Consider the following 23,322-nt stretch of genomic DNA (forward strand, 5'->3'; position numbering starts at 1 on the left):
TGGCGACTGCGGCACAGTCGCCATTGCGTTACTTGCTGCTGACGTACTTCTCGCGGCGGATCTGCGGCATTGGCAACCCAGCTTCCTTCAGCACTTCCACGCAGGTATCAACCATGTCCGGGTTACCGCACAGGTAGACGATATCGCGGGCCGGATCCAGGCCGATTTCGGCCAGCTGCTGCTGCACGTAACCTTTGCGGACATCGGCGTGCGGGTTCTCCGGCAGTTCGCGCGACAGGCAAGGCATGTAGCGGAAGCCAGGGTTGGCTGCGGCGAACGCATAGAAGTCGTCGCTGTACAGCAATTCTTCCGGCCTGCGAGCGCCCTGGAGCAGCACCACTTCCACGCCGCGCTCAACCATCGCCGCCTGCAGCTGCGGCAACATCGAGCGGTACGGGGTGACGCCGGTGCCGGTGGCGATCAGTACATAGCGGGCGTTGTGGTCGCCCGGTTGCAGGCAGAAACGGCCGAACGGGCCGCTGCCGCTGATGTGGTCGCCCAGCGCCATACCCTCGAACAGGGCCGTGGCAGCGCCGCCTGGGACGAAGCTGACCGCAATCTCCACCGCATCGCCCGGGCCCAAGGCGTGGTCGTGGATGGTGGCCAGCGAATAGCTGCGCTTGGCCGGGGTGCCATCGGCGTACTCGAAGTGAACCTGAATGAACTGGCCGGGCAGGAAATCCAGCGGCTGACCGTCGTCACGGACGAACTGGTAGTGGCCGATGCTGGGTGCCAGCATGTGGCGGCCGACCAGCTTGAGGGGGAATTGGATTGGCACAGGAGGGGAACAGTGTGTAACCGGGTATGGACCACGGGGCCTCCTATAATAGCCGCCTGCACTTATCCGACGCCTGTACCCGGCGCGAAGGCCCGAGATTGGACTCCCGTACCCCCACCAGCACAGCTGCGCTGCGCATCACCGACCTGCGCAAGACTTATGACAACGGCGTCCAGGCCCTGAAAGGCGTGTCGCTGGAAGTCGCCCCAGGCGATTTTTTCGCCCTGCTCGGCCCCAACGGCGCCGGCAAGTCGACCCTGATCGGCATTGTTTCTTCACTGGTGAACCTGAGCGAAGGCCAGGTACAGGTGTTCGGCAGCGACCTGGTGGCCGAACGCAGCGCCACCATGCGCCTGATCGGGCTGGTGCCGCAGGAGATCAACTTCAACCTGTTCGAAAAGCCCTTCGATATCCTGGTGAACTATGCCGGCTTCTACGGGATTCCGCGTGCCGAGGCCGAGGTCCGCGCCGAGGAAGAACTCAAGCGCGCGCACCTGTGGAACAAAGCACAGATGATGAGCCGCACCCTGTCCGGCGGCATGAAGCGCCGGCTGATGATCGCCCGCGCGATGATGACCCGCCCGCGCCTGCTGATCCTCGATGAGCCCACCGCTGGCGTGGACATCGAGATCCGCCGCGACATGTGGAAGACGCTGCAGGAAATCAACGCCGCCGGCACCACCATCATCCTCACCACGCATTACCTGGAAGAGGCCGAGCAGCTGTGCCGCAACCTGGCCATCATCAACCACGGCCAGATCGTCGAGCAGGGCCCGATGCGTGACCTGCTGGCCAAGCTCGACGTGGAAGGCTTCCTGTTCGACATCGACGGTGAGCTGCCCGCCCAGCTACCGCAGATCGAAGGCGCAGTGCTGACCGCCAGCAACGCGCACACGCTGGACCTGGACATGCCGCGCGCGATGGATTTGAACCGAGTCTTCGACGCCTTGAATGCCGCCGGCATCCGCGTGCGTTCGATGCGTACCAAGAGCAACCGCCTGGAGGAGCTGTTCGTGCGGCTCACCGGCAACCTGGAGAACAGCGCAGCATGAGTACACCCGTTCCCGTGACCGACAGCAGCCGCAACTGGGTGGCGCTGGGCACCATCGTTCGTCGCGAGGTCAACCGCATCCTGCGCATCTGGGGCCAGACCCTGGTGCCGCCGGCGATCACCATGACCTTGTACTTCCTGATTTTCGGCGGCCTGATCGGCTCCAAGATCGGGCAGATGGGCGGCTACAGCTACATGCAGTTCATCGTGCCGGGCCTGGTGATGATGAGCGTGATCCAGAACAGCTACGGCAACATCAGCTCCTCGTTCTTCGGCGCAAAGTTCGGCCGACATATCGAAGAACTGCTGGTCAGCCCGATGCCGAACTGGGTGATCCTCGGCGGCTACGTGGCCGGCGCGGTGCTGCGTGGTTTGATGGTGGGCGTGATCGTGCTGATCATCGCCATGTTCTTCACCCCCGTACGCATCCCACACCCGCTGGTGACGCTGACCACGGTGCTGCTGGGCGCAACGATCTTCTCGCTGGCCGGCTTCATCAATGCCGTCTACGCGAAGAAGTTCGACGATGTGGCGATCGTGCCGACCTTCATCCTGACCCCGCTGACCTACCTGGGCGGCGTGTTCTATTCGGTGACCTTGTTGCCGGGTTGGGCGCAGGCGATGACCCACGCCAATCCGATCTTCTACATGGTCAATGCGTTCCGTTACGGCCTGCTCGGCAGCAGCGACGTGCCGTTGTGGGTGTCGTATGCGTTGATGCTGGGTTTTGTTGTCGCACTCACCACGTTGGCGTTGTGGCTGCTGCGCCGAGGCGTAGGCCTGCGCAGCTGAAAGAAGGCGCCGAAAGGCGCCTTTTTTTGGTTTTTCTTTGGTTCTTGTGGGAGCGGCGTCAGCCGCGAAGCTCGTACAACATCAAGCCAAGATGACTCTGCATCCAGGGTATTGCGAGCCATGTTTTATGTACCCGGAAGCAATCTCAGCTTCGCGGCTCACGCCGCTCCCACAAAATCTGCAAGAGCAGCACCTATGATGGCTTCACTCCCCTCTGTTGATGGATATCCAAGCTGATGCGCATCCTGATTCTCGGTGCCGGCGGTACCGGTGGTTACTTTGGTGGTCGGCTGGCCCAGGCCGGCGTTGATGTCACCTTCCTGGTCCGGCCCAATCGCGCAGCCCAGCTCGATCGCGATGGCCTGGTGATTCGTAGTCCGCTCGGCGATGCGGCATTCCCGGTTGCCCATGTCACCGCCGACGCCCTGCCGCAACTCGCGCAGGAGCGCCCCTTCGATCTGGTCATCCTCAGCTGCAAGGCCTATGACCTGGACAGCTCGATCGACGCCATCGCACCCGCAGTTGGCGCCAACACCAGCGTGCTGCCGATCCTCAACGGCCTGCGCCATTACGCCGCATTGGATGCGCGTTTCGGGCGCGAGCGCGTATTAGGCGGGCTGTGCTTCATCAGCGCGACCAAGGCCGAAGATGGCGCTGTGCTGCATCTGGACAAGCCGGCCAAGTTGACCTTCGGCGAGCGCGATGGCGCTGCTGACAGCGCACGCGTGAGCGCATTGGCCAAGGCTTGCGAACAAGCCGGTATCGACCATGTCGCCTCGGCCAATATCGCCCAGGAGCAGTGGATCAAGTACACCTTCCTGACCGCGCTGGCGGCTGGCACCTGCCTGATGCGCGCCGACGTCGGCACCATCGTTGCCAGCGACCACGGCACTGCCTTCATGCAGGCTTTGTACGCCGAGTGCCTGGCGGTCGCCGCGCAAGCCGTGCAACCGATTCCCGCGAAAGCACAGGAAATCGCGCTGGGTGCGATCACCAAGCCCGGTTCGCCGATCAAAGCCTCGATGCTGCGTGATCTGGAAGCCGGGCAGCGCGTGGAGGCTGCGCATATTGTCGGCGACATGCTGGGCCGGGCACTTGCCGCTGGGCAATCAGCGCCACTGCTGCAGGCGGCGTATTGCCACCTGCAGGCCTATGAGGCGCAGCGCGCCGCTTGAGGTTTCGGCCTTCCGCCTGCCGTCAGACCGGCGGCAGGCGGAAGAAGGAGCGGGTAGCAGCGGTAGCGTTGGCGGCGGTGACCGCCACGTCTTCGCCACGGTCGCGGGCCAGTTCCTCGACGATATGCGACAGGAACGCCGGCTCGTTGCGGCGGTCCTTGGGCAGCGGCCGCATCGTACGCGGCAACAGGTACGGCGCGTCGGTCTCGATCATCAGGCGCTCGGCCGGGATGTGCTTGACCAGCTCACGCAGGTGGGCGCCACGGCGCTCATCACACAGCCAGCCGGTGATGCCGATGTACCAATCGCGGTCCAGGTAATCGAACAGTTCCCGGCGCTCGGCAGTGAAACAGTGCACCACGGCCGGGCCGAGCTTGCCGTCGAAGTTTTTCATCATCGCGATGAAATCATCATGCGCATCGCGCTGGTGCAGGAACAAGGGCTTGCCGGCAAGGTCCGCGGAGATCTGCAACTGGCGCTCGAAGGCCTTGCGCTGGGCCGGACGCGGAGAGAAATCGCGGTTGTAGTCCAAGCCACACTCGCCCACCGCCACCACTTCCGGATGCGCCTGCAATGCGCGCATTTCCACGTCGCATTCTTCGGTGTACTCACTGGCATGGTGCGGATGCACACCGGCGGTGGCGTACAGAAAACCCGGATGACGCCGCGCCAGATCCAGCGCCATCGGCGAATGCTCGCGGCTGGCACCGGTGATCACCATCTGCACCACGCCAGCAGCGCGGGCGCGCTCCAGCACCGCGTCGATGTCGCGATCAAAGGATTCGTGGGTGAGGTTGGCGCCGATGTCGATCAGTTGCATTGAGCTGGATGTGGTGAGGCGGGAACGGTGAATTGTAGAGCTTTGACCGTTGGCAAGCCCTTCGCAGGATGAACGAGCCCGTATAGCCGGGTTTCTGGCGGCGTTTGGAGCGCTCGGCTTCTACAATGCGGCAATGGCAATAGCATTTCCCATCACTCCGCTGCTCCCCGACATCCTCCAACAGCTGGCCACGCACACGCGGCTGGTGCTGGAAGCGCCGCCTGGCGCCGGTAAGACCACCCAGGTGCCGCTGGCGCTGCTGGATGCGCCGTGGCTGCAGGGCGGCAAGATCATCATGCTGGAACCGCGCCGGGTAGCCGCGCGCAGTGCCGCCACCTTCATGGCCAAGCAGTTGGGCGAGCCGGTCGGCGAAACCGTCGGTTACCGCATCCGCTTCGAGAACAAGGTGTCCGCGCGTACCCGCATCGAGGTGGTCACCGAAGGCATCCTGACCCGCATGCTGCAGGATGATCCGCTGCTGGAAGGCGTGAGCGCACTGCTGTTCGATGAATTCCACGAGCGCCATCTGTCCGCCGATCTCGGCCTGGCGTTGGCGCTGGACGTGCAATCGCAGCTGCGCGACGACCTGCGCATCGTCGTGATGTCGGCGACGCTGGATGGCGAGCGGCTGGCGCAGTTCCTGGATGCGCCGCGCCTGTCCAGCGAAGGCCGCAGCTATCCGGTGGAAATAAGCCACTTCCCGGCCCGTCGCGACGAGGCGCTGGAAGCGCAGACCCGGCGCGCGGTGGAACAGGCGGTGGCCGAGCATCCTGGCGATGTACTGGTGTTTCTGCCGGGGCAGCGGGAGATTGCGCGGGTGCAGGCCGCTTTGAGCCCTTCCCCCTCCGGGGGAGGGGTTGGGGAGAGGGTAAGTGGCGCAGCCACCCGCACTGTCCAATTGCACGAGGCTTCACCCGCACCCTCATCCGGCGCTGCGCGCCACCTTCTCCCGGCGGGAGAAGGGTTTGACGTGCTCCCCCTCCACGGCGAGCTGCCGATCGAACAGCAAACCCGCGTGCTGCAGCCCGATCCCGACGGCCGCCGCCGCGTGGTGCTGGCCACCAATGTCGCCGAATCCTCGGTCACCCTGCCCGGCGTGCGCGTAGTGATCGATGCCGGGCTGGCGCGCGAACCGCGCTACGACCCCAATAGCGGCTTCTCGCGCTTGGATGCGGTAACCATCTCGCAGGCCTCGGCCGACCAGCGCGCCGGCCGTGCCGGCCGCGTTGCTTCCGGTTGGGCATGGCGGCTGTGGCCGCAGTCGCAACGGCTTGAGCCACAGCGCCGCCCGGAAATGGCGCAGGTGGAACTGGCCGGGCTGGCGCTGGAACTGGCGGCCTGGGGCAGTGACGATCTGCGCTTCGTCGATCCACCGCCCAGCGGTGCACTCTCGGCCGCACGTGAACTGCTGCAGCGGCTGGGCGCATTGAGCGCAGACAACACGATCACCGCGCTGGGCAGGCGCATGCTTGCGATGGGCACACATCCGCGCATGGCGGCAATGCTGATATCTGCGGGCAATCCGCGCGAACAAGCCTTGGCGGCAGACCTTGCAGCACTGCTGGAAGCACGCGATCCGCTGCGTCAGGGCGGTGACGCACTGGCCGCGCGTTGGCGCGCCCTTGCCGCCTTCCGCAATGGCCGCGCGCCCTACGACGCCAATCGCGGTGGACTGGCTGCGATTGATGCGGCCGCCAAGCAATGGCGCCGTCGCCTGCGCTGCGATACCACGCCGCCAACGGATATCGAAGCGCATGAACTCGGCGACCTGCTCGCCCATGCCTTCCCCGACCGCATTGCCACCCAGCACCCGAATGATCCGCAGCGCTACCAGCTGGCCAATGGCCGCAGTGCCCGCCAGTTCGACAACAGCGATCTGCGCGGCGAGCCGTGGCTGGTGATCAGCGAGCTGCGCCATGACCCACGTGATGCGCTGATCCTGCGTGCGGCACCGGTCGACGAACAACGCCTGCGCCGCGACTTTCCTGATCGCTTCAAGACCCAGGATGTCGTGCGCTGGAACAGCGCCAAGCGCGCATTGGAAGCACGCCGCGAAAGCAGCTTCGAGCGCATCGTGCTGGACAGCCGCCCGGCTGGCCAGGTGGACCCGGCACGCGCTGCACGCGCACTCACCGACGCGGTACGCGAGTTGGGACTGGATGCATTGCCATGGACCGAGAATCTGCAGCAGCTGCGCTGGCGGGTGATGGGCTTGCGTAAATGGATGCCGGAACTGGAGCTGCCCGATCTATCCGACACTGCCTTGCTGGAGACGCTGGATGATTGGCTGCTGCCGGCATTCAACGGCAAGACGCGCCTGGAAGCCTTGTCCGAGGAAGAACTTGGCGAAGCACTGAAGTCCGGCATTGATTGGAGCAAGCGGCAGTTGGTGGATCGTCACGCGCCGACGCGCATCAGCGTGCCTTCAGGAATGGAGCGACGCATCGAGTACGCGTTGGACGATGACGGCGTCAACCCGCGCCCGCCGGTACTGGCGGTGAAGTTGCAGGAGCTGTTCGGCTTGGCCGATACCCCGCGCATTGCCGATGGGCGTGTGCCCTTGCTGTTGCACCTGTTGTCGCCGGGTGGCAAGCCCTTGCAGGTAACTGGAGACCTGCGCAATTTCTGGCAGAACACTTATGCCGAGGTCAAGAAAGAAATGAAGGGGCGCTATCCACGGCATCCGTGGCCGGATGATCCCTGGAGTGCTACGGCGACGCATCGGGCGAAGCCTCGGGGGACGTGATTGGGATTTGGGGCAGAGGCGCGAGCAAGAGCAACAGCCCCCCTCCCCACCCCTCCCCTTGCCTGCGGCAAAGGGAGGGGGCGGTTCCTGACACTTTGTCAGTGTGCAGCGCAGCCGCTTCGGCTCCCTCCCTTGCGCAGAGCGCAGGGGAGGGTTGGGGAGGGCTAGCTTTTGACACTCGCCGCCACCGTTACTCCAGCTTCAGCCTTCCACAACCGCACCCAGCGCTTCCCGGCTAACATCCCGTACACGGCCCTCTGGTAAGAATGGGGGTCTGGCCCTCATCTACATGGAGTCCCCACATGAGCAAGTTCAGCGATATCACCGGCCCGGCACTGGAGCGTGCACTGGAACTGGTCAACAGCGCCGGTGGCAACATCAAGCACGGTGGTTCCAGCGCAGCCGAATGGCTCAAGACCGGCGCTGCCATTGGTGCGATGAAAACCGGCGGCCGTGCCGTCACCCGCGTCGCCAAGCGCAACCCCACTGCTACCGTCGCGGTTGCGGCCGTTGGCCTGGGTTTGATTGGCTATGCGCTGTACCGCAAGAACAAACGCGACAACGAGGCCATCGAAGCCAAGTCGCGGCAGATCGCGCAGCGTCGCCGTCATGCGGCCAGCGTGACTGATGAAACCAGCGATATCGGCAGCGACGCCTGATTTTTTTGGGGTGGCGCTTGAGTCTAGAGCTACCCCTCCGCAACCCTCCCCTGCGCGTTGCGCAAGGGAGGGAGCGGGTCCTGCAGCTTGCTAGAGACCTAGTTCTGCCAATACGGCTGCGGTGGATTGGCCGATGCCATCCAACTGCGGATTGATACGCCCCGGCTCGTTGGCGAACTTGATCGGAATGCCCAGGTGGGTTCCACCCTGTGCATCGGCCCAGACCATTTCGCGCGCACGTGTATGCGGATCATTGAAGGCTTCGGTCAGCGTCTTGACCGGCGCCCAGCACACGTCGATGTCGTGCAGGAACAGCGTCCATTCCACCAACGTGCGGCGGGCAAAGGTTTCGGCCAGGAACTCCTTGACCGGGTCCTGACCGCTGCCCGGTGGCAGATGGCAGAGATGGATCAGGTCGGCGCGACCGAGCGCGCTCAACAGGTTCTCGGCGAACTTGTGCTCGGCACCGCCGAGTGCGATCCAACGATCGTCGGAGCAGCGGTACAGCTTGTACAAGGCATTGCCGCCCCAACTGCGCTCTTCCTTGACTACCGGGTCACGGCCGAGTGCAAACGGCGGGCCCAGCACATTTGGCAACCACGCCATCAACGCGTCCTGCATCGACAAATCGATGTAGTCGCCCTCGCCCGTGCGCTCGCGGCGGAACAAGGCCATCAGGATGCCGTTAAGCGCCATCAGCGAGCCGGCCATGTCGGCCACCGGCATATGCGGCATCGCCGGTGTGCCATCCGGCGCGCGGTTCAGACTGACCACACCCGTGTCTGCCTGCATCGCCAGATCGTGGGCAGGCCGATTGACCTTGGGCCCGGTCTGGCCGAAAGCGCTGATTGAGCAATACACCAGCTTCGGATTGATCGCCTTGCAGCTGGCGTAGTCGATGCCCAGACGCTGAGCGACGCCGGGGCGGAAGGCTTCCACTACCACATCGGCCCACTCCACCAGCCTGACGAAGGCGGCTTTGCCATCAGTGCTTTTCAGATCCAGCACGATGCAACGCTTGCCGCGATGGGTGTTACGGAACCAGGTGGATACACCGGCCTGCTTGAGCCCGACCTCGCGCACCGGCTCGCCGCTGGGCGGTTCGATCTTGATCACGTCGGCGCCATGATCGGCCATCATCATGGTCAGGTGGGGGCCGGGCAGGAACAGCGACACATCGAGTACGCGTACACCTTCAAGTTTCATCATCGACTCCGTTGGATCACGCGCTGAGCAGGCGCACGCGATCCGCATCGTTGTAGCCCAGCTCGCGCAGCAATGCGTCGGCATCGGCATTGAGTGGCGGGCAGGCATTGCCGCTCAAACGTTGACCATCGAGCTTGATCGGGTTGCGAAGCAGACGCTGCGTGCCTTGTGCGTGCTCGACGTCCTGCAGCATGTCGACATCGCGTACATAGGGATTGTCCAGCGCCTGGGCGATATCCAGCACCGGCGCGATCGGAATACGGCCAGCAAACTTCCCAGTCCAATACGCAGTGGGCTGGGTGCTGAGGATCGCATCGACCAGCTCGGTCAGTTCCTCACGCACCTTGCGCCGCTCGGCGAAGTTGGCGAAGCGCTGCTCCGCGGCCCAAGCCGGATTGCCGATGCCTTCAACGAAGGTCTGCCAGAACTTCTCCAACATGCACATCACCATCACCCAGCCATCCGCGGTGCGATAGACCTGGCACGGCACGGTGGACGGATGCGCACTGCGCGACAGGCGCTCGGTGCGGTGTCCTTCGTTGAGGTACCAGGTGGCCGGATAGCTGAGCTGGTGCAGGGCCACGTCGAACAGACTGACATCGACATCGCGGCCAAGCCCGGTGCGCATTGCACCGATGATGGCGGCGAGCAGGCCCATCGACAGGGTGGTGCCGGTCATGAAGTCGACCATCGACAGGCCGAAGCGCGCCGGCGGCGCGTCGGGCTCGCCGGTAAGCGCCATGAAGCCGGCTTCGGCCTGCATCAGGTAGTCATAGCCCGGCCACGCGGCGCGCTCGTTGTCGCGGCCGTAGGCGGACAGGTGGGCGCAGACGATCTTTGGATTTAGCTTGCTGAGCGTGGCGTAGTCCAGACCGAGCTTGCCCGGCTGGTCGCCCCGCAGGTTATTGAGCACGGCGTCGGCGCTGGCGACCAGCTTTTCGAAGACGTCGCGGCCTTCGGCGGCTTTCAGGTCCAAGCGTAGGGAGCGCTTGTTGAGGTTGAAGGTCTGGAAGAACAGGCTGTCGCCTTCGCCCAGGAAGTACGGGCCAGTAGCGCGCGAAACGTCGCCGCCCGGTGGGGATTCGATCTTGATGACTTCGGCGCCGAGGTCGGCCAGATGCATCGAGCCATAGGGGCCAGCACCGTACTGTTCGACGGCAAGGATGCGTAGTCCCTGCAGGGGAAGGTCTTTCATGTGTGGCCTCTGGTTTGTAAAAAGCACCGCGGTGGTTGAGGACCGCGGTGAAGGGATGTTGCTGTTGCGTCTGCCTGGCTGTTGCTGTTGCTGTTGCTTTGGCTTTGGCTGTTGCTTTGGCTTTGGCTTTGGCTTTGGCTTTGGCTGTTGCTTTGGCTGTTGCTTTGGCTTTGGCTTTGGCTTTGGCCTTGGCTTTGGCCTTGGCTTTGGCCTTGGCTGTTGCTGTTGCTGTTGCTCTATCCCTTCTCCCGCAAGCGGGAGAAGGTGCCCGAAGGGCGGATGAGGGGAGCTTTTGACTTTGCATGTAGAGCTTCCCCTCACCCCAACCCCTCTCCCGCAGGCGGGAGAGGGGCTTTGCGTCTGATGCTTTCGGGAGAGGGGCTTTTGTCTGCTTGGGCTTCTAGATCTTGTTTCTTGCCACCAATTGTTTGGCGATGATGATGCGCTGCATTTCATTGGTGCCTTCACCAATACACATCAGCATGGCGTCGCGGTGGAAACGCTCGATGTCGTATTCCACCGAATAGCTGTAGCCACCAAAAATCCGCATGCCTTCCTGCGCGCAGTACGCACCAGTCTCGGTGGCGAAGTACTTGGCCATGCCCGCTTCCATGTCGCAGCGCAGGCCCTTGTCGTAGGCATTAGCCGCGCTCTCGATCAGCAGCTTCGACGCTTCAACCTTGGCTGCCATCTCGCCCAGCTTGAGCTGGATGGCCTGATGCTCGGCGATCGGCTTGCCGAAGGTCATGCGTTCCTGCGCGTAACGCACCGACAAGCGCAGTGCGCCCTCGGCAATGCCACAGCCGCGCGCCGCCACATTGATGCGACCCAACTCCAGGCCACCAACCGCATGCTGGAAGCCCTGACCTTCAGTGCCACCGAGCAGGCAGTCCGCCGGCACCTTGTAGTCCTGGAATACCAACTCGCAGGTGTCGATGGCGCGGTAGCCGGACTTCTTCATCTTCTTGGCGACGATGAAGCCTTCGTCCTTCTCGGCGATGAACATGCTCATGCCCTTGTGGCGCGGCTGCGCCTCCGGGTCGGTCTTGACCAGTAGCAGCACCATGTCGCCATACATGGAATTGGTGATCCAAGTCTTGGCGCCGTTGATGACGTAATGGTCGCCATCGCGCTTGGCAACGCTGCGGATCGCCTGCAGATCGGTACCCGCGTTCGGCTCGGTCAAACCCAACGCGCCGCGCAGCTCGCCGGTGGCCATGCGCGGCAGGTACTTCTGCTTCTGTGCCTCGGTGCCGCAACGCTCGATTGCCGCAGCCATGATCAGGTGCGAGTTGAAGATGCCGGTCGGCGCCATCCATACCGACGACACCTTGATCACGATCTTGGCGTAGATGCGCGCCGGCAGCCCAAGCCCACCGTACTCCGGCGAGATGGTGGCACCGAACAGGCCGAGGTCCTTCATCTCCTCGACCAGGTGATGCGGGTACTTGTCTTCGAGATCGTATTCCTGCGCGATAGGCGCGACCGACTTCTCCACCCAATGGTCAATCGAGTCAAGAAGTGCCTGCTCTTCGTCAGGGCCCCACAGCTGTTCCTGTTCGGTGCTCATCATTGCGCTCTCAGTAGTTGACCTTGTCTTCCACCGAGTGGCCGCGCTTGGCGATCAGCATGGTGCGGTTGAAGGTGCAGACCAGCTTGCCGTCCTGGTTGAAGCCATCGGTGCGGCAGGTGACGATGCCTGCACCCAGACGCGACTTTGATTCGCGCTTCTCCAGCACTTCCGATTCGGCGATCAGGGTGTCGCCGACAAACAACGGATGGGTCATCTTGATTTCGCTCCAACCAAGATTGGCCACCGCCTTCTGGCTGACATCCGTGACGCTCATGCCGACCATCAGCGCCACGGTGAACGGCGAGCAGACGATCACCTTTCCGAACTCCGATGCCTTGGCGTATTCCTTGTCGAAGTGCATCGGATGGGTGTTCATCGTCAGCAGGGTGAACCAGGTGTTGTCGGTCTCGGTGATCGAGCGGCCGGGGCGGTGCTCGTAGATGTCGCCGACATTGAACTCTTCGTAGTAGCGGCCGAAGGTTTCGCGGAAGCGGTTTTCGGAAATCTGCTTGACGTTCTGAACCATGACAATGTCCTTTTGGTGCGGGTTGGGCTGGCGCTGGGCGCAGCTCGGTCAAAGAGGGCTGGAAATCAGCTGTTCAATGTGGCGTTGGGTTCAGTCGGCGCGCACGCCGAGTGCACCGAGTGCGATTGCGCGTTCGGCGGCAATTTCGATGGGGCGATCCACCAGCTTGCCGTCGAGCTGGATGGCTTCGCCGCCGCTGGCGGCCAGTGCCGCGACCACACGCTGGGCACGGTCGTATTCGGCGGCGGTTGGCAAATAGCGGCTTTGGATGGGCTCGACCTGGGCCGGATGGATCGCCGCCTTGGCGGTGAAGCCAAGGTCGATCACACGGTCGGTTTCAACGACCAGGCCTGCTTCGTCCTTGATGTCGAGGAAGGGCACATCAAGACAACCGACACCGGCTTCGGCGGCAATCGTTGCCAGCTGCACGCGTGGGTGGAAGAAACTCTCCCAGCAGGCGCGGCCACGCAGCGCGACGATGTAATCGAAGCCACCAAACATCAGCGCCTGCAAACGCGGAGTCGCCGTCGCAAGCGCGCGTGCACCCAGCAAACCCTTCGGCGTTTCGATCTGCGCGATGAACACGGTGTCGATGGCCGCAAGCGCGTTATCGGCCTGCTGCAGTTCGGCCACGGTTTCGACCTTTGGCAGCATCACGAAGGCCGGCTTCAAGCCAGACGCCGCCAATGCTTTCAGATCAGCTTGACCCAGCTCGGTGGACAAGGGATTGATGCGCAGGCCTATCTCGCCACGGCTTTCTGGCTTGTCCGCAAGAAACGCGAACAGCGAAGCACGCGCTGTTTCCTTGTCGCCCGGCGCAACCGCATCTTCCAGATCGATGCAGACCTGGTCGGCGCCGGTGGCGACCGCCTTGGCATAACGCTCCGGGCGCGAGCCCGGCACGAACAGCAGGCAGCGGCGCGGATTGTTCAATGCAGCGCTCATGCTGCGCTCACTTGCTGAGCAAAGTGTTCGGCAATCTGGCGACGGGTGGCGTACCAGGTCCCCGGTTTCTGTGCGACGTACTGCAGGAACTTCTCGAACGCACCGATGCGACCCGGGCGGCCGATGATGCGCAGGTGCAGGCCCAGCGACATAACCTTCGGGCTGTGCTCGCCTTCGGCGTACAGCGTGTCGAAGCTGTCGATGGCGTAATCCAACCAGTCCTTGGGCAGGTAGGACGGCGCCACCCACATCTTCATGTCATTGGTATCAAGCTGGTATGGCACCACGATCATCGGCTGTTCGCTGCCATCGACATCACCCCAGAACGGCGCATCGGCCGAGTAATCGTCCATGTGGTACAGGAAGCCTTCTTCCTGCAGCAGGCGACGGGTAGAAGCGGTATGCAGGTAGCGCGACAGCCAGCCGACCGGGCGTACGCCGGTAGTGGCTTCGATGCTGTCAGCCGCGTCGCGGATGAACTGGCGTTCCTGGTCTTCGTTGAAGCGGAACTGGTGGATCCAACGGTGGCCGTGCGAACACACTTCGTGGCGGCTGCCACGCAGGTAGTCAGCGATTTCCGGCGCACGCTCCAGCGACACCGCAGCGGCGGTATAGGTGCTGGTGACGTTGTACTTGTCCAACAGCGCTGAAACGCGCGCATGGCCTTCATTCACGCCGTAGCGGTAATTGGATTCGTTGCCGTAGTTGCGCACCGGCTTGGACAGGGTGACGTGCAGCTCATCCACCGGTTCGGTGATCTTGTCACCCTGGCCCACGTTGTACTCGGACAGCTCTTCAACATTGACGACCACGGACAAGGCCAGGCGTGCGTTGTTGGGCCACTGGTAGACGGGTTTGGACATGGTGGTCTCGGTGCGGTTGTTGAGTTGCGTTGTGGGGGACTGCTGCTTTGCTTTGCTGCTTCTGCTTTGCTTTTAACGCCGTCATTCCCGCGCAAGCGGGAATCGCTCTTCGCTCTTCGCCTTTGACGTGGAAATCAAAGGCCAGAGCGATTCCCGCCTTCGCGGGAATGACGATCTGTTAGGAGATCGCGAAGAGCCGCCATCTCAATGGTTCTCCTCACCACCCGAAACATTGATCGCCTCGCCAGTGATGTACACCGCATCGTCCGAGCACAGAAATGCCGTAGCAGCCGCAGTATCCGAAGGCAGACCCGGGCGCCCCGCCGGAATGCGCGCACGCATGTCCGCCAGGTACTGCTCCACACTCTTGCGCTGCTTCTCAGCGAAGTATTCGTTCTGCCAAGCACCCAGACCGGTAGTCACATGGTTCGGGCAGACCGCATTGACGTTGATGCCGTGCCCAGCCAGTTCCAGCGCCGCGACACGGGTCAAACCGACCAGGCCGTGCTTGGACGAGCAGTAAGCCGCCGCATGCGGAAATGCCGACTTGGCCGCCTGCGAGGCGATGTTGACGATGCGGCCGCCGCCCTGCGCGATCATCTGCCGGCCGGCATGCTTGATGGTCAGGAAGGCGCCGCGCAGGTTCACACCCAGCACTGCATCCCATTCCTTGGCATCGATGTCGACCAGCGACTTCATCAGGTAACCGATGCCGGCGTTGTTGACCAGGATGTCGAGGCGACCAAAGCGTTCGACGGTGGCCTTGACCACCGCTTCCACCTGCGCCTCTTCCAGCACATCCAGGGCCATCGCCACGCACTCGCCACCGGTGCTGGCAGCCAGCTCGGCGGCGACCTGGGCCAACTCCTCGTCGGTACCGACCGCAGTAACCGGCATCTCGGCGCCACGTACCTGGCCGATATCGGTCAGCACCACCTTGCAGCCTTCCTGCAGCAGACGGCGGGCAATGCCCTCGCCCAGGCCGGCGCGGCGACCAGCGCCGGTGATAAGTGCGACCTTGCCCTGCAATTCGGGGAAACGAGCCATGACCTATGTTCCTTGTGCGCTTACAGCGCGCTGGTGAGGATGAACAACGGATTGTCAGCGTAATGCTGGAACTGCGCTGCACCGGCTTGAACGGCCGGATCGGCGAGGTCGGCGCCGAAGGCGGCCATGTCCGGAATGCGCATCAGCTCGATGTACTCGTACGGGGAGCTGCCTTCACCAATCAACAGACCGCTGGCCTTGAGTACCTCGAACTTCTCCACCGACGGCAGCGCATTGACCACCGGCAGGTCACTGGCACGCGCCCAGGCCTCGTATTCCTCACGGCTGACGCCGGCTTTGAGGTTGAACAGGACGATCACGGTTTGCATGGCTTCCTCCCAGGTAAAAGACTGTGGCACACTTTGTCCGGACAAAGTGTAGGCATGCCATTCGTCCCCGGTCAACGCCGGCGACGGAAAACCCCCACCGGCGTATCTACCTGCCGTAACCCAAACGATTGAGGTGCTTTGATGAAGCGTTATTACCCGTGGTTGATGGCGGTAGTGGGAATGTTGGTGTTGCTGGTCTCCAACGGCTTGACCGTGACCGGTCTGACCGCCTTTGACGAATCCCTGCTCAAGGACTTCGGCTGGACCCGCAGCGAGCTCAAGCTGCGCGACCTGATCACCCTGGTGCTGGCCGGCTGGATGGCGCCGTTCCTGGGCGCGCTGATCGACAAGGTCGGCCCGCGCAAGCTTGTGCTGGCCGGCATCGCCTTGTTGGCGGCGCTGTATGCGGCGTATGCGCACATCCATACGCTGGCCCACCTGTACTGGATCCACGTCGGCTTTGCCGCGGTGCTGGTCGCCGCCGGCCTGAATGTGGCGGTGATCTTCGTCTCGCAGTGGTTTGCCACCCATCGCGGCACCGCAATTGGCATTGCCCTGGTCGGTACCAGCCTCGGCGGCATGGTGTTCCCCAAACTCGGCGTGCACCTGATGCAAACCATGGACTGGCGTGCCGCGCTGCTGTGGGAAGCCGCGATTCCGCTGGCCTTCCTGATCATCGCCTTCCTGTTCGTGCGCAGCCCGCGCCCGGGCGGCATCCAGCCATGGGGCGCTGACACCCTGGCCGCCAAGGCGGCAGCAGGCACGCCGGCCGCTGCCTCGCTGCCAGACCTGAGCTACCAGCAGGCGATGCGCACCCGCACGTTCTGGGTGTTGGCATTCGTGGCGATGACGACGTTCTTCTCGATCATGGCGGTGGCTTCCAACCTGTTCCTGCACATGCGTGACCTGGGCTTTGAACCGGCCACCGCCGGCAATGGCCTGGGCCTGATGTTCGGCCTGGCGATGGTTGGCAAGTTCGTGTTCGGCTTCCTTGCCGATGTATTGCCGGCCAAGCGCGTATTCCTGCTCAACCTGACGATCATGGCCGCAGGCGCGTTGATCCTGGCAACCATGCGCGCCGACCTGATCTGGTATTCGCTGGCCTTGTTCGGTCTGGGCTGGGGCGGCCTGTACACGATGATCCAGCTGCTCGCGGTCAACGCTTTCGGCTTGAGCTCAGCCGGCAAGATCCTCGGCACAATCACCCTGCTCGATGCGACCACCGCCGGTCTCGGCATCTGGGTGACAGCCAAGATCTTCGACATCACCAAGAGCTACCACATCGCTTTCAGCCTGATCTGCGTACTGATCGTGCTGGCCCTGCTGGCCGCAACGCTGGTGCGCGACGAACGTTCGCGCGCTTCGGCCGCCTGATCCCCACTGCTGCAACGGAGAGACCCCATGCCCGTGATGGAAACGTCCAACCTCACCGCCCGCCAGTATTGGGAGCAGGTCAAGGCCAACCCCAACCGCGCCAAGTTCGGCTTCGGCGCGCGCCCGGCCATCGTCAACATCGATGTGCAGCGCGCCTATACCGACATGGCCGCGTTCAAGACCGCGTACGAGACCGACCCGCGCCAGATCGAGCACATCAATGCGCTGTCGGCGCAGGTACGCGCGCTCGGCCTGCCGGTGGTGTGGACGTATGTGGCCTATCTGGAATCCGGCGAAGACGCCGGCACCTGGGGCACCCGCACCAACACGCCAGACTCGTTGCAGAACATCAAGCACGGCTCCGAGCGCGCACAGTTCGACCCGCGCGCCGATGTCCAGCCGGGCGACATCGTCATGCACAAGCGTATGGCCAGCCCGTTCTTCGAAACCAACCTGTGGTCGCTGCTGACTTTCCACAAGATCGACACCCTGATCATCACCGGCGGTTCCACCTCGGGCTGCATCCGCGCCTGCGTGATCGACAGCCTGTCGCGCGGCTACCGCAGCATCGTCCCGGAAGAATGCGTGGCCGATAAGCACGAGATCCCGCACTTCGCCAACCTCAGCGACATCATGCTCAAGTACGGCGACGTGGAATCGGCCGAGCACGTGGCCGCACAACTGCAGGCCTTGCGCGCATGAACGCCACGACCAAGTCCGATCCGGGCCTGTTCGATTACTGGCCCTACGACAGCCGGCCGAAGATCGAATGGCCGGGCGGCGCACGCGTGGCGCTGTGGATCGCACCCAACATCGAGTTCTACGAGTACGCGCCGCCGGCCAATCCGCAACGCAAGCCGTGGCCGCGGCCGCTGCCCGACATCCAGGGCTATGGCACGCGTGACTACGGCAACCGCGTAGGCCACCAGCGGATGATGCGGGTGATGGACCAGTACGGCCTGCGCGGCTCGGTATCGCTGTCCACGGCCATGCTCAAGCACCACCCGGAAGTGATCCAGATGGCGGCCGAGCGCAACTGGGAGTTCTTCAGCCACGGCATCTACAACACCCGCTACACCTACGGCATGGACGAGGCGCAGGAGCGGGAGATGATCGCGCACTCGATGGCGCTGATCGCCGAGCACACCGGCCAGCACTGCGATGGCTACCTGGCACCGGCGCTGTCGCACTCGGACGCCACCATCGACCTGTTTGCCGAAGCCGGTGGGCTGTACACCTGCGATCTGTTTCACGATGACCAGCCGACGCCGGTAACGACCCGCTCAGGCAAGCGCTTCGTGTCGGTGCCGTACTCGCTGGAGCTCAACGACACCATCGTCTACGTCACCAACAAGATCGAGCCGCGCCGCTACGGGCAGATGATCAAGGACGCCTTCGACCGCCTGTACGCCGAAGGCGAGCACTCCGGCACGGTGATGTGCGTGCCGCTGCATGCCTACCAGGTCAGCCATCCGCATCGCCTGGCCGCGTTCCACGACGCGATGGACTACATCTGCAGCCACGACAAGGTGTGGAAGGCCACCGGTCGCGAGATTGCCCAGCACTATCTGGACAAGCACTACGACGACGCGCTGGCCTCGATGGCGGCGATTAACGCGGAGGACGAGGCATGAGCCTGGATCGCAGCTTCCTCGAATACCCGCAGCTGCGCCACGGCATGGACCACGCGCGCTACAGCTGGTCGATGCTCGCCGAACGCCCAGCCGTGCGCTGGCCCGACGACAAGCCGCTGGCACTGTGGATCAACCTGAGCCTGGAGCACTTCCCGCTCAACCCCAAGGGCGAGGGCTTCAAGCCGCACGGCTCCATGGTCATGCCCTACCCGGACCTGCGCCATTACACCCTGCGCGATTACGGCAACCGGGTCGGCGTGTTCCGCGTACTGGATGCGCTGGAAAAGTATGGTCTGCGCGCCAGCACTGCGGTCAATGGCGAACTGGCCGAGCGCTACCCGGCCCTGCTGCGCAGGTTGAAGGCGCGCAGCGCCGAGCTGGTCGCGCACGGCTGGAACATGGACAGCGTGCACTACGGCGGGCTCGACCCGGCGCGCGAAGCTGAATACATCCAGCGCAGTTTGGCCGCGCTGGCCCCGTATTCGGACACCCCCATCCAGGGTTGGTTGTCACCGGCCCGCTCGCAGTCCGAAAACACCCCGGAACTGCTGCAACAGGCCGGTTTGCAGTGGTTTGGCGACTGGATCAACGACGAGCTGCCCTACCCCTTCCAGACCGCCAATGGCCCGCTCACCGCACTGCCGTTGTCACTGGAATTGGAAGATCGCTTCATCGTCGGCGAAAATCTGCATGCCGAGGCCGAGTATGCGGACCAGATGGTCGATGCCTGCGATTTCCTGCTGGAGGAAGCGCAGCGCAGCGGACAGGGTCGCCTGCTCGCGCTCAACATCCATCCGTGGGTGATGGGCCAGCCGCACCGCATCAAGCACCTGGAACGCGTGTTCGCCCATCTGGCAGACAACGCAGGGCTGATCTGGAACGCTGCGCCTTCGCAGATCATCGCCGCCTCACGTTGAGGCGGCGGTTCCAGGCAACCGTCGTCGCTCAACCCGCGCCGGCCTTTACCCAAGAGCCCTTGCATGAACACTGAAGCCAACACCGCCCTGCCGCCGCGCGAAGCGATGGAATTTGACGTCGTCATCGTCGGCGCCGGCCCTGCCGGTCTGGCCACTGCCATCCGCCTGCGTCAGCTGGCGGTGGAGAAGGGCCAGGAATTGTCGGTGTGCGTATTGGAGAAAGGCTCCGAGCCGGGCGCGCACATCCTGTCCGGCGCGGTGATGGACCCGCGCGCGCTCAACGAGCTGTTCCCGGACTGGAAGGAACGCGGTGCGCCGCTGCGGCAGGCCGTCACCCGCGATGAATTCCTGTTCTTGAATGAAACCGGCGCCAAGAGCACCCCGCACGCCTTGTTGCCGGAGTGCTTCCACAACGACGGCAGCTACATCATCAGCCTGGGCGAAGTCAGCCGCTGGCTGGCGCAGCAGGCCGAAGCACTGGAAGTGTCGATCTTCCCGGGCTTTGCCGCCGCCGAAGTGCTGTACGACGAGAACGACGCGGTGATGGGCGTGGCCACCGGCGACATGGGCATCCACAAGGACGGCACGCCGGGACCGAACTACGAGCGCGGCATGGAACTGCATGCCAAGTACACGATCTTCGCCGAAGGCTCGCGCGGCCATCTGGGCCGCCAGCTGATCAGCAAATTCAAGCTCGACGCCGGCAAGGACCCGCAGGCCTATGGCCTGGGCATCAAGGAACTGTGGCAGATCGATCCGGCCAAGCACGAGCCGGGTCTGGTAGTGCACGCCGCTGGCTGGCCGCTGGACAACGACACCTATGGCGGTGCGTTCCTGTACCACGCTGAAGGCGGCAAGGTTTCGATCGGCTATGTGGTCGGCCTGGACTACAAGAACCCGTGGCTGAGCCCGTTCGAAGAATTCCAGCGCTTCAAGACCCACCCGGCGATCCGCAAGCACCTGGAGGGCGGCAAGCGCATTGCCTACGGCGCGCGTGCGATCACCGCCGGCGGCATCCTGTCGCTGCCCAAGACCGTGTTCCCGGGCGGCGCGCTGGTCGGCTGCGAAGCCGGCTACCTCAACGTCAGCCGCATCAAGGGCAGCCACGCCGCGATCAAGACCGGCATGCTGGCCGCCGAGGCCGCGTTCGACGCGCTGGTCGCCGGTCGCTCGCGCGATGAGCTGAGCGCCTATCCGGAAGCCTTCGAGAACAGCTGGCTGAAGGCCGAGCTGATGCAGGCCAAGAACTTCAAGCAGTGGTTCAAGAAGGGCCGCACCCTGGCCACGCTGATGACCGGCATCGAACAGTGGCTGCTGCCCAAGCTGGGCATCCGCAACGCACCGTGGACCATCCACCGCACCAAGGCCGACCACGAGTGCCTGGAGCCGGCCGCCAGCCAGCCGAAGATCAACTATCCCAAGCCCGACAACGTGCTGACCTTTGATCGCCTGAGCTCGGTGTTCCTGTCCTCGACCAACCACGAAGAAGACCAGCCCAGCCATCTGACCTTGAAGGACGCCAGCGTGCCGGTGAAGGTCAACCTGGCCACCTACGGCGGCCCGGAAGCACGTTACTGCCCGGCTGGCGTCTACGAGTTCGTCGGCGAAGGCAGCGATACCCGCCTACAGATCAACGCGCAGAACTGCGTGCACTGCAAGACCTGCGACATCAAGGACCCCACCCAGAACATCGTGTGGGTAACTCCGCAGGGTGGTGGCGGACCAAACTATCCGGCGATGTAAGCATCGCCATCAACCCACAGGAGTTTTGATGAGCATTGTCAGTCCAGGCGCCCGCTTCCGCGAAGCGCTAAAGCAGGAAAGCCCGTTGCAGATCCCCGGTGCGATCAACGCCAATCACGCGTTGCTGGCCAAGCGGGCGGGCTTCCGCGCGGTCTACCTGTCCGGTGGCGGCGTCGCCGCCGGCTCGCTGGGCCTGCCGGACCTGGGCATCAACACCATGGACGACGTGCTCACCGACATCCGCCGCATCACCGACGTCTGCGATCTGCCGCTGCTGTCGGACATCGACACCGGCTTCGGCCCGAGCGCGTTCAACATCGCGCGCACGGTGAAGTCGCTGATCAAGGCCGGTGCGGCGGCCTGCCATATCGAAGACCAGGTCGGCGCCAAGCGTTGTGGCCACCGTCCGAACAAGGAAATCGTGTCGCTGGGCGAGATGGTGGACCGGGTCAAGGCCGCCGCCGATGCCAAGACCGATGCGGATTTCTTCCTGATCGCGCGTACCGATGCTATCCAGATGGAAGGCGTGGACGCGGCGATCGAGCGTTCGCTGGCCTGCGTCGAGGCCGGCGCCGATGGCATCTTTGCCGAAGCCTCGTATGACCTTGAGACCTACAAGCGTTTTGTTGATGCGGTGAAGGTGCCGGTGCTGGCCAACCTGACCGAGTTCGGACAGACGCCGTTGTTCTCGACCGAAGAACTGGGTTCGGTTGGCGTGGCGATGTGCATCTACCCGCTGTCGGCGTTCCGCGCGATGAACAAAGCGGCGGAGAATGTGTATACCGCGATCCGTCGTGATGGCCACCAGCGCAATGTGGTGGAGACCATGCAGACCCGTGAGGAACTGTATGAGCGGATCGGGTATCACACGTTTGAGCAGAGTCTGGATAGGACGCTTGCTGCGAAGAAGTGAGGGTTGGGGTTGGGGCTTTGAAGCTATGGGCTTGAAAGCTTGAAAGCTTGAAAGCGACAAACCCTAAAGGCTAAAAGCCTAAAAGCTCCCCTCACCCCTACCCCTCTCCCGCAAGCGGGAGAGGGGATTTCTTCGGCAAGGTTCTGCATGGGCTGGCATCTCCAGCTTCGGCCGCTCCGCGAAGCCTGTCGGGTACCGCAACCAGCGGCCATCGCATAACCAGGATGCATGACCTTTACTCGTACGAGACCGCTTTCTTATGTGAAGCTGGCCGAAGAATCGTTCCGGCGAAACCCTCAAAGATCAGCTGGATTCTGCTTCTGACTTCTGACTTCTGACTTCTGACTTCTGCTTCTGACTTTTGCTTTTCGCTTTTCGCTTTTCGCTTTTGTCGACGGACCCGAAAATGCATGAAGTCGCCCTTCTCCCGCTTGCGGGAGAAGGTGCCCAACGGGCGGATGAGGGGAGCTTTCGCTTTCGCTTCTTCTTCGGCTCCGGCTTTTGCTCCGGCCTCTGCTCCGAGCCCCTTTCAAAACCTAAACCCACATCAAACCCCACCCTTTGCTTTCCACTCCCAGCACCAGCCATCATTGCCAGCGCACCATCATCACGGCTGCCATAGCAATGAGAAAGCAATGCCCCGCCTGCCCTTAATCGCTCTCGCCTGCCTGACGCTCAGCGCCTGCGGCCAGCGCGACGCCTTCAATCACAGCGCAAGCGCTGATCCACATCAGCGCGAACTCGAACGCGCCTTCGCCATCTGCGCTGGTTGCCACGACACCCGCGCCAACCTCGGCCACCGCGTTGGCCCCAACCTGCATGGCGTGATCGGCCGCAAGGCCGGCACCGCTCCGGGCTACAACTACTCCGAAGCAATGAAGGCCAGTGGCATCATCTGGGATGCGCAGACCTTGGACGCCTTCATCAAATCGCCGACAAAACAGGTGCCCGGCAGCAAGATGGTCAACGCAACCGCCGACCCGGCGCGCCGCCAGGCCGTGATCGAGTTCTTGTCCACGCTACCGGAATAAGCAGC

General features: G+C 63.3%; 23 protein-coding genes. 13 read left to right on the top strand and 10 right to left on the bottom strand.

The genetic code is table 11. The features are described 5' to 3' along the window. Positions 1-28: 28 nt before the first annotated feature. Positions 29-778, bottom strand: coding sequence for a ferredoxin--NADP reductase (locus tag ACVOLR_RS00055; protein ID WP_481534621.1), 750 nt, complete (start codon positions 776-778; stop codon positions 29-31). Positions 779-876: 98 nt separating this feature from the next. Here ACVOLR_RS00055 and ACVOLR_RS00060 point away from each other — a divergent pair, with 98 nt between their 5' ends. The 3 genes from ACVOLR_RS00060 to panE all read left to right on the top strand — a co-directional run bounded on the left by ACVOLR_RS00060 (position 877) and on the right by panE (position 3,796). Then, a complete protein-coding gene (locus ACVOLR_RS00060) occupies positions 877-1,830 on the top strand; it encodes an ABC transporter ATP-binding protein (protein ID WP_481534622.1) in 954 nt (317 codons plus the stop codon). Further along, positions 1,827-2,621, top strand: a complete 795-nt coding sequence (locus ACVOLR_RS00065) for an ABC transporter permease (protein ID WP_481531117.1) — start codon at positions 1,827-1,829, stop codon at positions 2,619-2,621. Before ACVOLR_RS00060 ends, ACVOLR_RS00065 begins: the two co-directional genes overlap by 4 nt. A gap of 236 nt (positions 2,622-2,857) precedes the next feature. Continuing rightward, positions 2,858-3,796, top strand: a complete 939-nt coding sequence (gene panE / locus ACVOLR_RS00070) for a 2-dehydropantoate 2-reductase (RefSeq protein WP_481534623.1) — start codon at positions 2,858-2,860, stop codon at positions 3,794-3,796. Between the two features lie 22 nt (positions 3,797-3,818). On the opposite strand, the gene ACVOLR_RS00075 is transcribed toward panE, so the two are convergent. Next, positions 3,819-4,616, bottom strand: a complete 798-nt coding sequence (locus tag ACVOLR_RS00075) for a TatD family hydrolase (RefSeq protein ID WP_481534624.1) — start codon at positions 4,614-4,616, stop codon at positions 3,819-3,821. Positions 4,617-4,749: 133 nt separating this feature from the next. On the opposite strand from ACVOLR_RS00075, the gene hrpB reads away from it, so the two are divergent. After that, positions 4,750-7,362 (top strand): ATP-dependent helicase HrpB, encoded by a 2,613-nt coding sequence (hrpB, locus tag ACVOLR_RS00080; RefSeq protein WP_481534625.1) that lies wholly within the window; start codon positions 4,750-4,752, stop codon positions 7,360-7,362. A gap of 302 nt (positions 7,363-7,664) precedes the next feature. After that, positions 7,665-8,021 carry a hypothetical protein gene (locus tag ACVOLR_RS00085; protein ID WP_282268299.1) on the top strand — a complete coding sequence of 119 codons (357 nt, stop codon included), beginning with the start codon at positions 7,665-7,667 and terminating at the stop codon, positions 8,019-8,021. A gap of 90 nt (positions 8,022-8,111) precedes the next feature. Here ACVOLR_RS00085 and ACVOLR_RS00090 read toward each other — a convergent pair whose 3' ends face one another. Both ACVOLR_RS00090 and ACVOLR_RS00095 read right to left on the bottom strand, forming a co-directional pair. Beyond that, a complete protein-coding gene (locus ACVOLR_RS00090; RefSeq protein WP_481534626.1) occupies positions 8,112-9,227 on the bottom strand; it encodes a CaiB/BaiF CoA transferase family protein in 1,116 nt (371 codons plus the stop codon). A gap of 16 nt (positions 9,228-9,243) precedes the next feature. Further along, positions 9,244-10,422, bottom strand: a complete 1,179-nt coding sequence (locus ACVOLR_RS00095; protein WP_481534627.1) for a CaiB/BaiF CoA transferase family protein — start codon at positions 10,420-10,422, stop codon at positions 9,244-9,246. Between the two features lie 98 nt (positions 10,423-10,520). On the opposite strand from ACVOLR_RS00095, the gene ACVOLR_RS00100 reads away from it, so the two are divergent. Continuing rightward, positions 10,521-10,718 (top strand): hypothetical protein, encoded by a 198-nt coding sequence (locus ACVOLR_RS00100; RefSeq protein ID WP_481534628.1) that lies wholly within the window; start codon positions 10,521-10,523, stop codon positions 10,716-10,718. Between the two features lie 104 nt (positions 10,719-10,822). Here ACVOLR_RS00100 and ACVOLR_RS00105 read toward each other — a convergent pair whose 3' ends face one another. From ACVOLR_RS00105 to ACVOLR_RS00130, 6 genes are all read right to left on the bottom strand, one after another. Continuing rightward, positions 10,823-11,995 carry an acyl-CoA dehydrogenase family protein gene (locus ACVOLR_RS00105; RefSeq protein WP_481534629.1) on the bottom strand — a complete coding sequence of 391 codons (1,173 nt, stop codon included), beginning with the start codon at positions 11,993-11,995 and terminating at the stop codon, positions 10,823-10,825. A 7-nt stretch (positions 11,996-12,002) separates the two neighbouring features. After that, on the bottom strand, positions 12,003-12,521 hold the full coding sequence (locus tag ACVOLR_RS00110; RefSeq protein WP_481534630.1) for a MaoC family dehydratase: 519 nt from the start codon (positions 12,519-12,521) through the stop codon (positions 12,003-12,005). 90 nt (positions 12,522-12,611) lie between these two features. Next, entirely contained in the window at positions 12,612-13,466 is an 855-nt protein-coding gene (locus ACVOLR_RS00115; protein ID WP_481534631.1) for an HpcH/HpaI aldolase/citrate lyase family protein, read from the bottom strand. Beyond that, positions 13,463-14,329: a polysaccharide deacetylase family protein gene (locus ACVOLR_RS00120; protein WP_481534632.1), complete on the bottom strand. Its 867-nt coding sequence runs from the start codon at positions 14,327-14,329 to the stop codon at positions 13,463-13,465. Before ACVOLR_RS00120 ends, ACVOLR_RS00115 begins: the two co-directional genes overlap by 4 nt. 204 nt (positions 14,330-14,533) lie before the next feature. Beyond that, positions 14,534-15,376 carry an SDR family NAD(P)-dependent oxidoreductase gene (locus tag ACVOLR_RS00125; protein WP_481534633.1) on the bottom strand — a complete coding sequence of 281 codons (843 nt, stop codon included), beginning with the start codon at positions 15,374-15,376 and terminating at the stop codon, positions 14,534-14,536. Positions 15,377-15,396: 20 nt separating this feature from the next. Then, positions 15,397-15,705 carry a hypothetical protein gene (locus ACVOLR_RS00130; RefSeq protein WP_481534634.1) on the bottom strand — a complete coding sequence of 103 codons (309 nt, stop codon included), beginning with the start codon at positions 15,703-15,705 and terminating at the stop codon, positions 15,397-15,399. Between the two features lie 141 nt (positions 15,706-15,846). On the opposite strand from ACVOLR_RS00130, the gene ACVOLR_RS00135 reads away from it, so the two are divergent. From ACVOLR_RS00135 to ACVOLR_RS00165, 7 genes are all read left to right on the top strand, one after another. Continuing rightward, the gene (locus tag ACVOLR_RS00135; RefSeq protein WP_481534635.1) at positions 15,847-17,079 is read left to right on the top strand and encodes an MFS transporter; all 1,233 of its coding nucleotides are present in this window, start codon (positions 15,847-15,849) and stop codon (positions 17,077-17,079) included. A gap of 27 nt (positions 17,080-17,106) precedes the next feature. Further along, positions 17,107-17,781 (top strand): isochorismatase family protein, encoded by a 675-nt coding sequence (locus tag ACVOLR_RS00140; RefSeq protein ID WP_481534636.1) that lies wholly within the window; start codon positions 17,107-17,109, stop codon positions 17,779-17,781. Next, positions 17,778-18,713: a polysaccharide deacetylase family protein gene (locus tag ACVOLR_RS00145; RefSeq protein ID WP_481534637.1), complete on the top strand. Its 936-nt coding sequence runs from the start codon at positions 17,778-17,780 to the stop codon at positions 18,711-18,713. Before ACVOLR_RS00140 ends, ACVOLR_RS00145 begins: the two co-directional genes overlap by 4 nt. Then, entirely contained in the window at positions 18,710-19,630 is a 921-nt protein-coding gene (locus tag ACVOLR_RS00150) for a polysaccharide deacetylase family protein (protein ID WP_481534638.1), read from the top strand. The genes ACVOLR_RS00145 and ACVOLR_RS00150 overlap by 4 nt, the downstream gene beginning before the upstream one ends. A 63-nt stretch (positions 19,631-19,693) precedes the next feature. Beyond that, positions 19,694-21,373, top strand: a complete 1,680-nt coding sequence (locus ACVOLR_RS00155; RefSeq protein ID WP_481534639.1) for an electron transfer flavoprotein-ubiquinone oxidoreductase — start codon at positions 19,694-19,696, stop codon at positions 21,371-21,373. 28 nt (positions 21,374-21,401) lie between these two features. Then, a complete protein-coding gene (prpB, locus tag ACVOLR_RS00160; RefSeq protein ID WP_481534640.1) occupies positions 21,402-22,286 on the top strand; it encodes a methylisocitrate lyase in 885 nt (294 codons plus the stop codon). Positions 22,287-22,921: 635 nt separating this feature from the next. Then, entirely contained in the window at positions 22,922-23,317 is a 396-nt protein-coding gene (locus ACVOLR_RS00165) for a c-type cytochrome (RefSeq protein WP_481534641.1), read from the top strand. Positions 23,318-23,322: the final 5 nt, after the last annotated feature.

Source organism: Stenotrophomonas sp. STEN030, assembly GCF_056759995.1.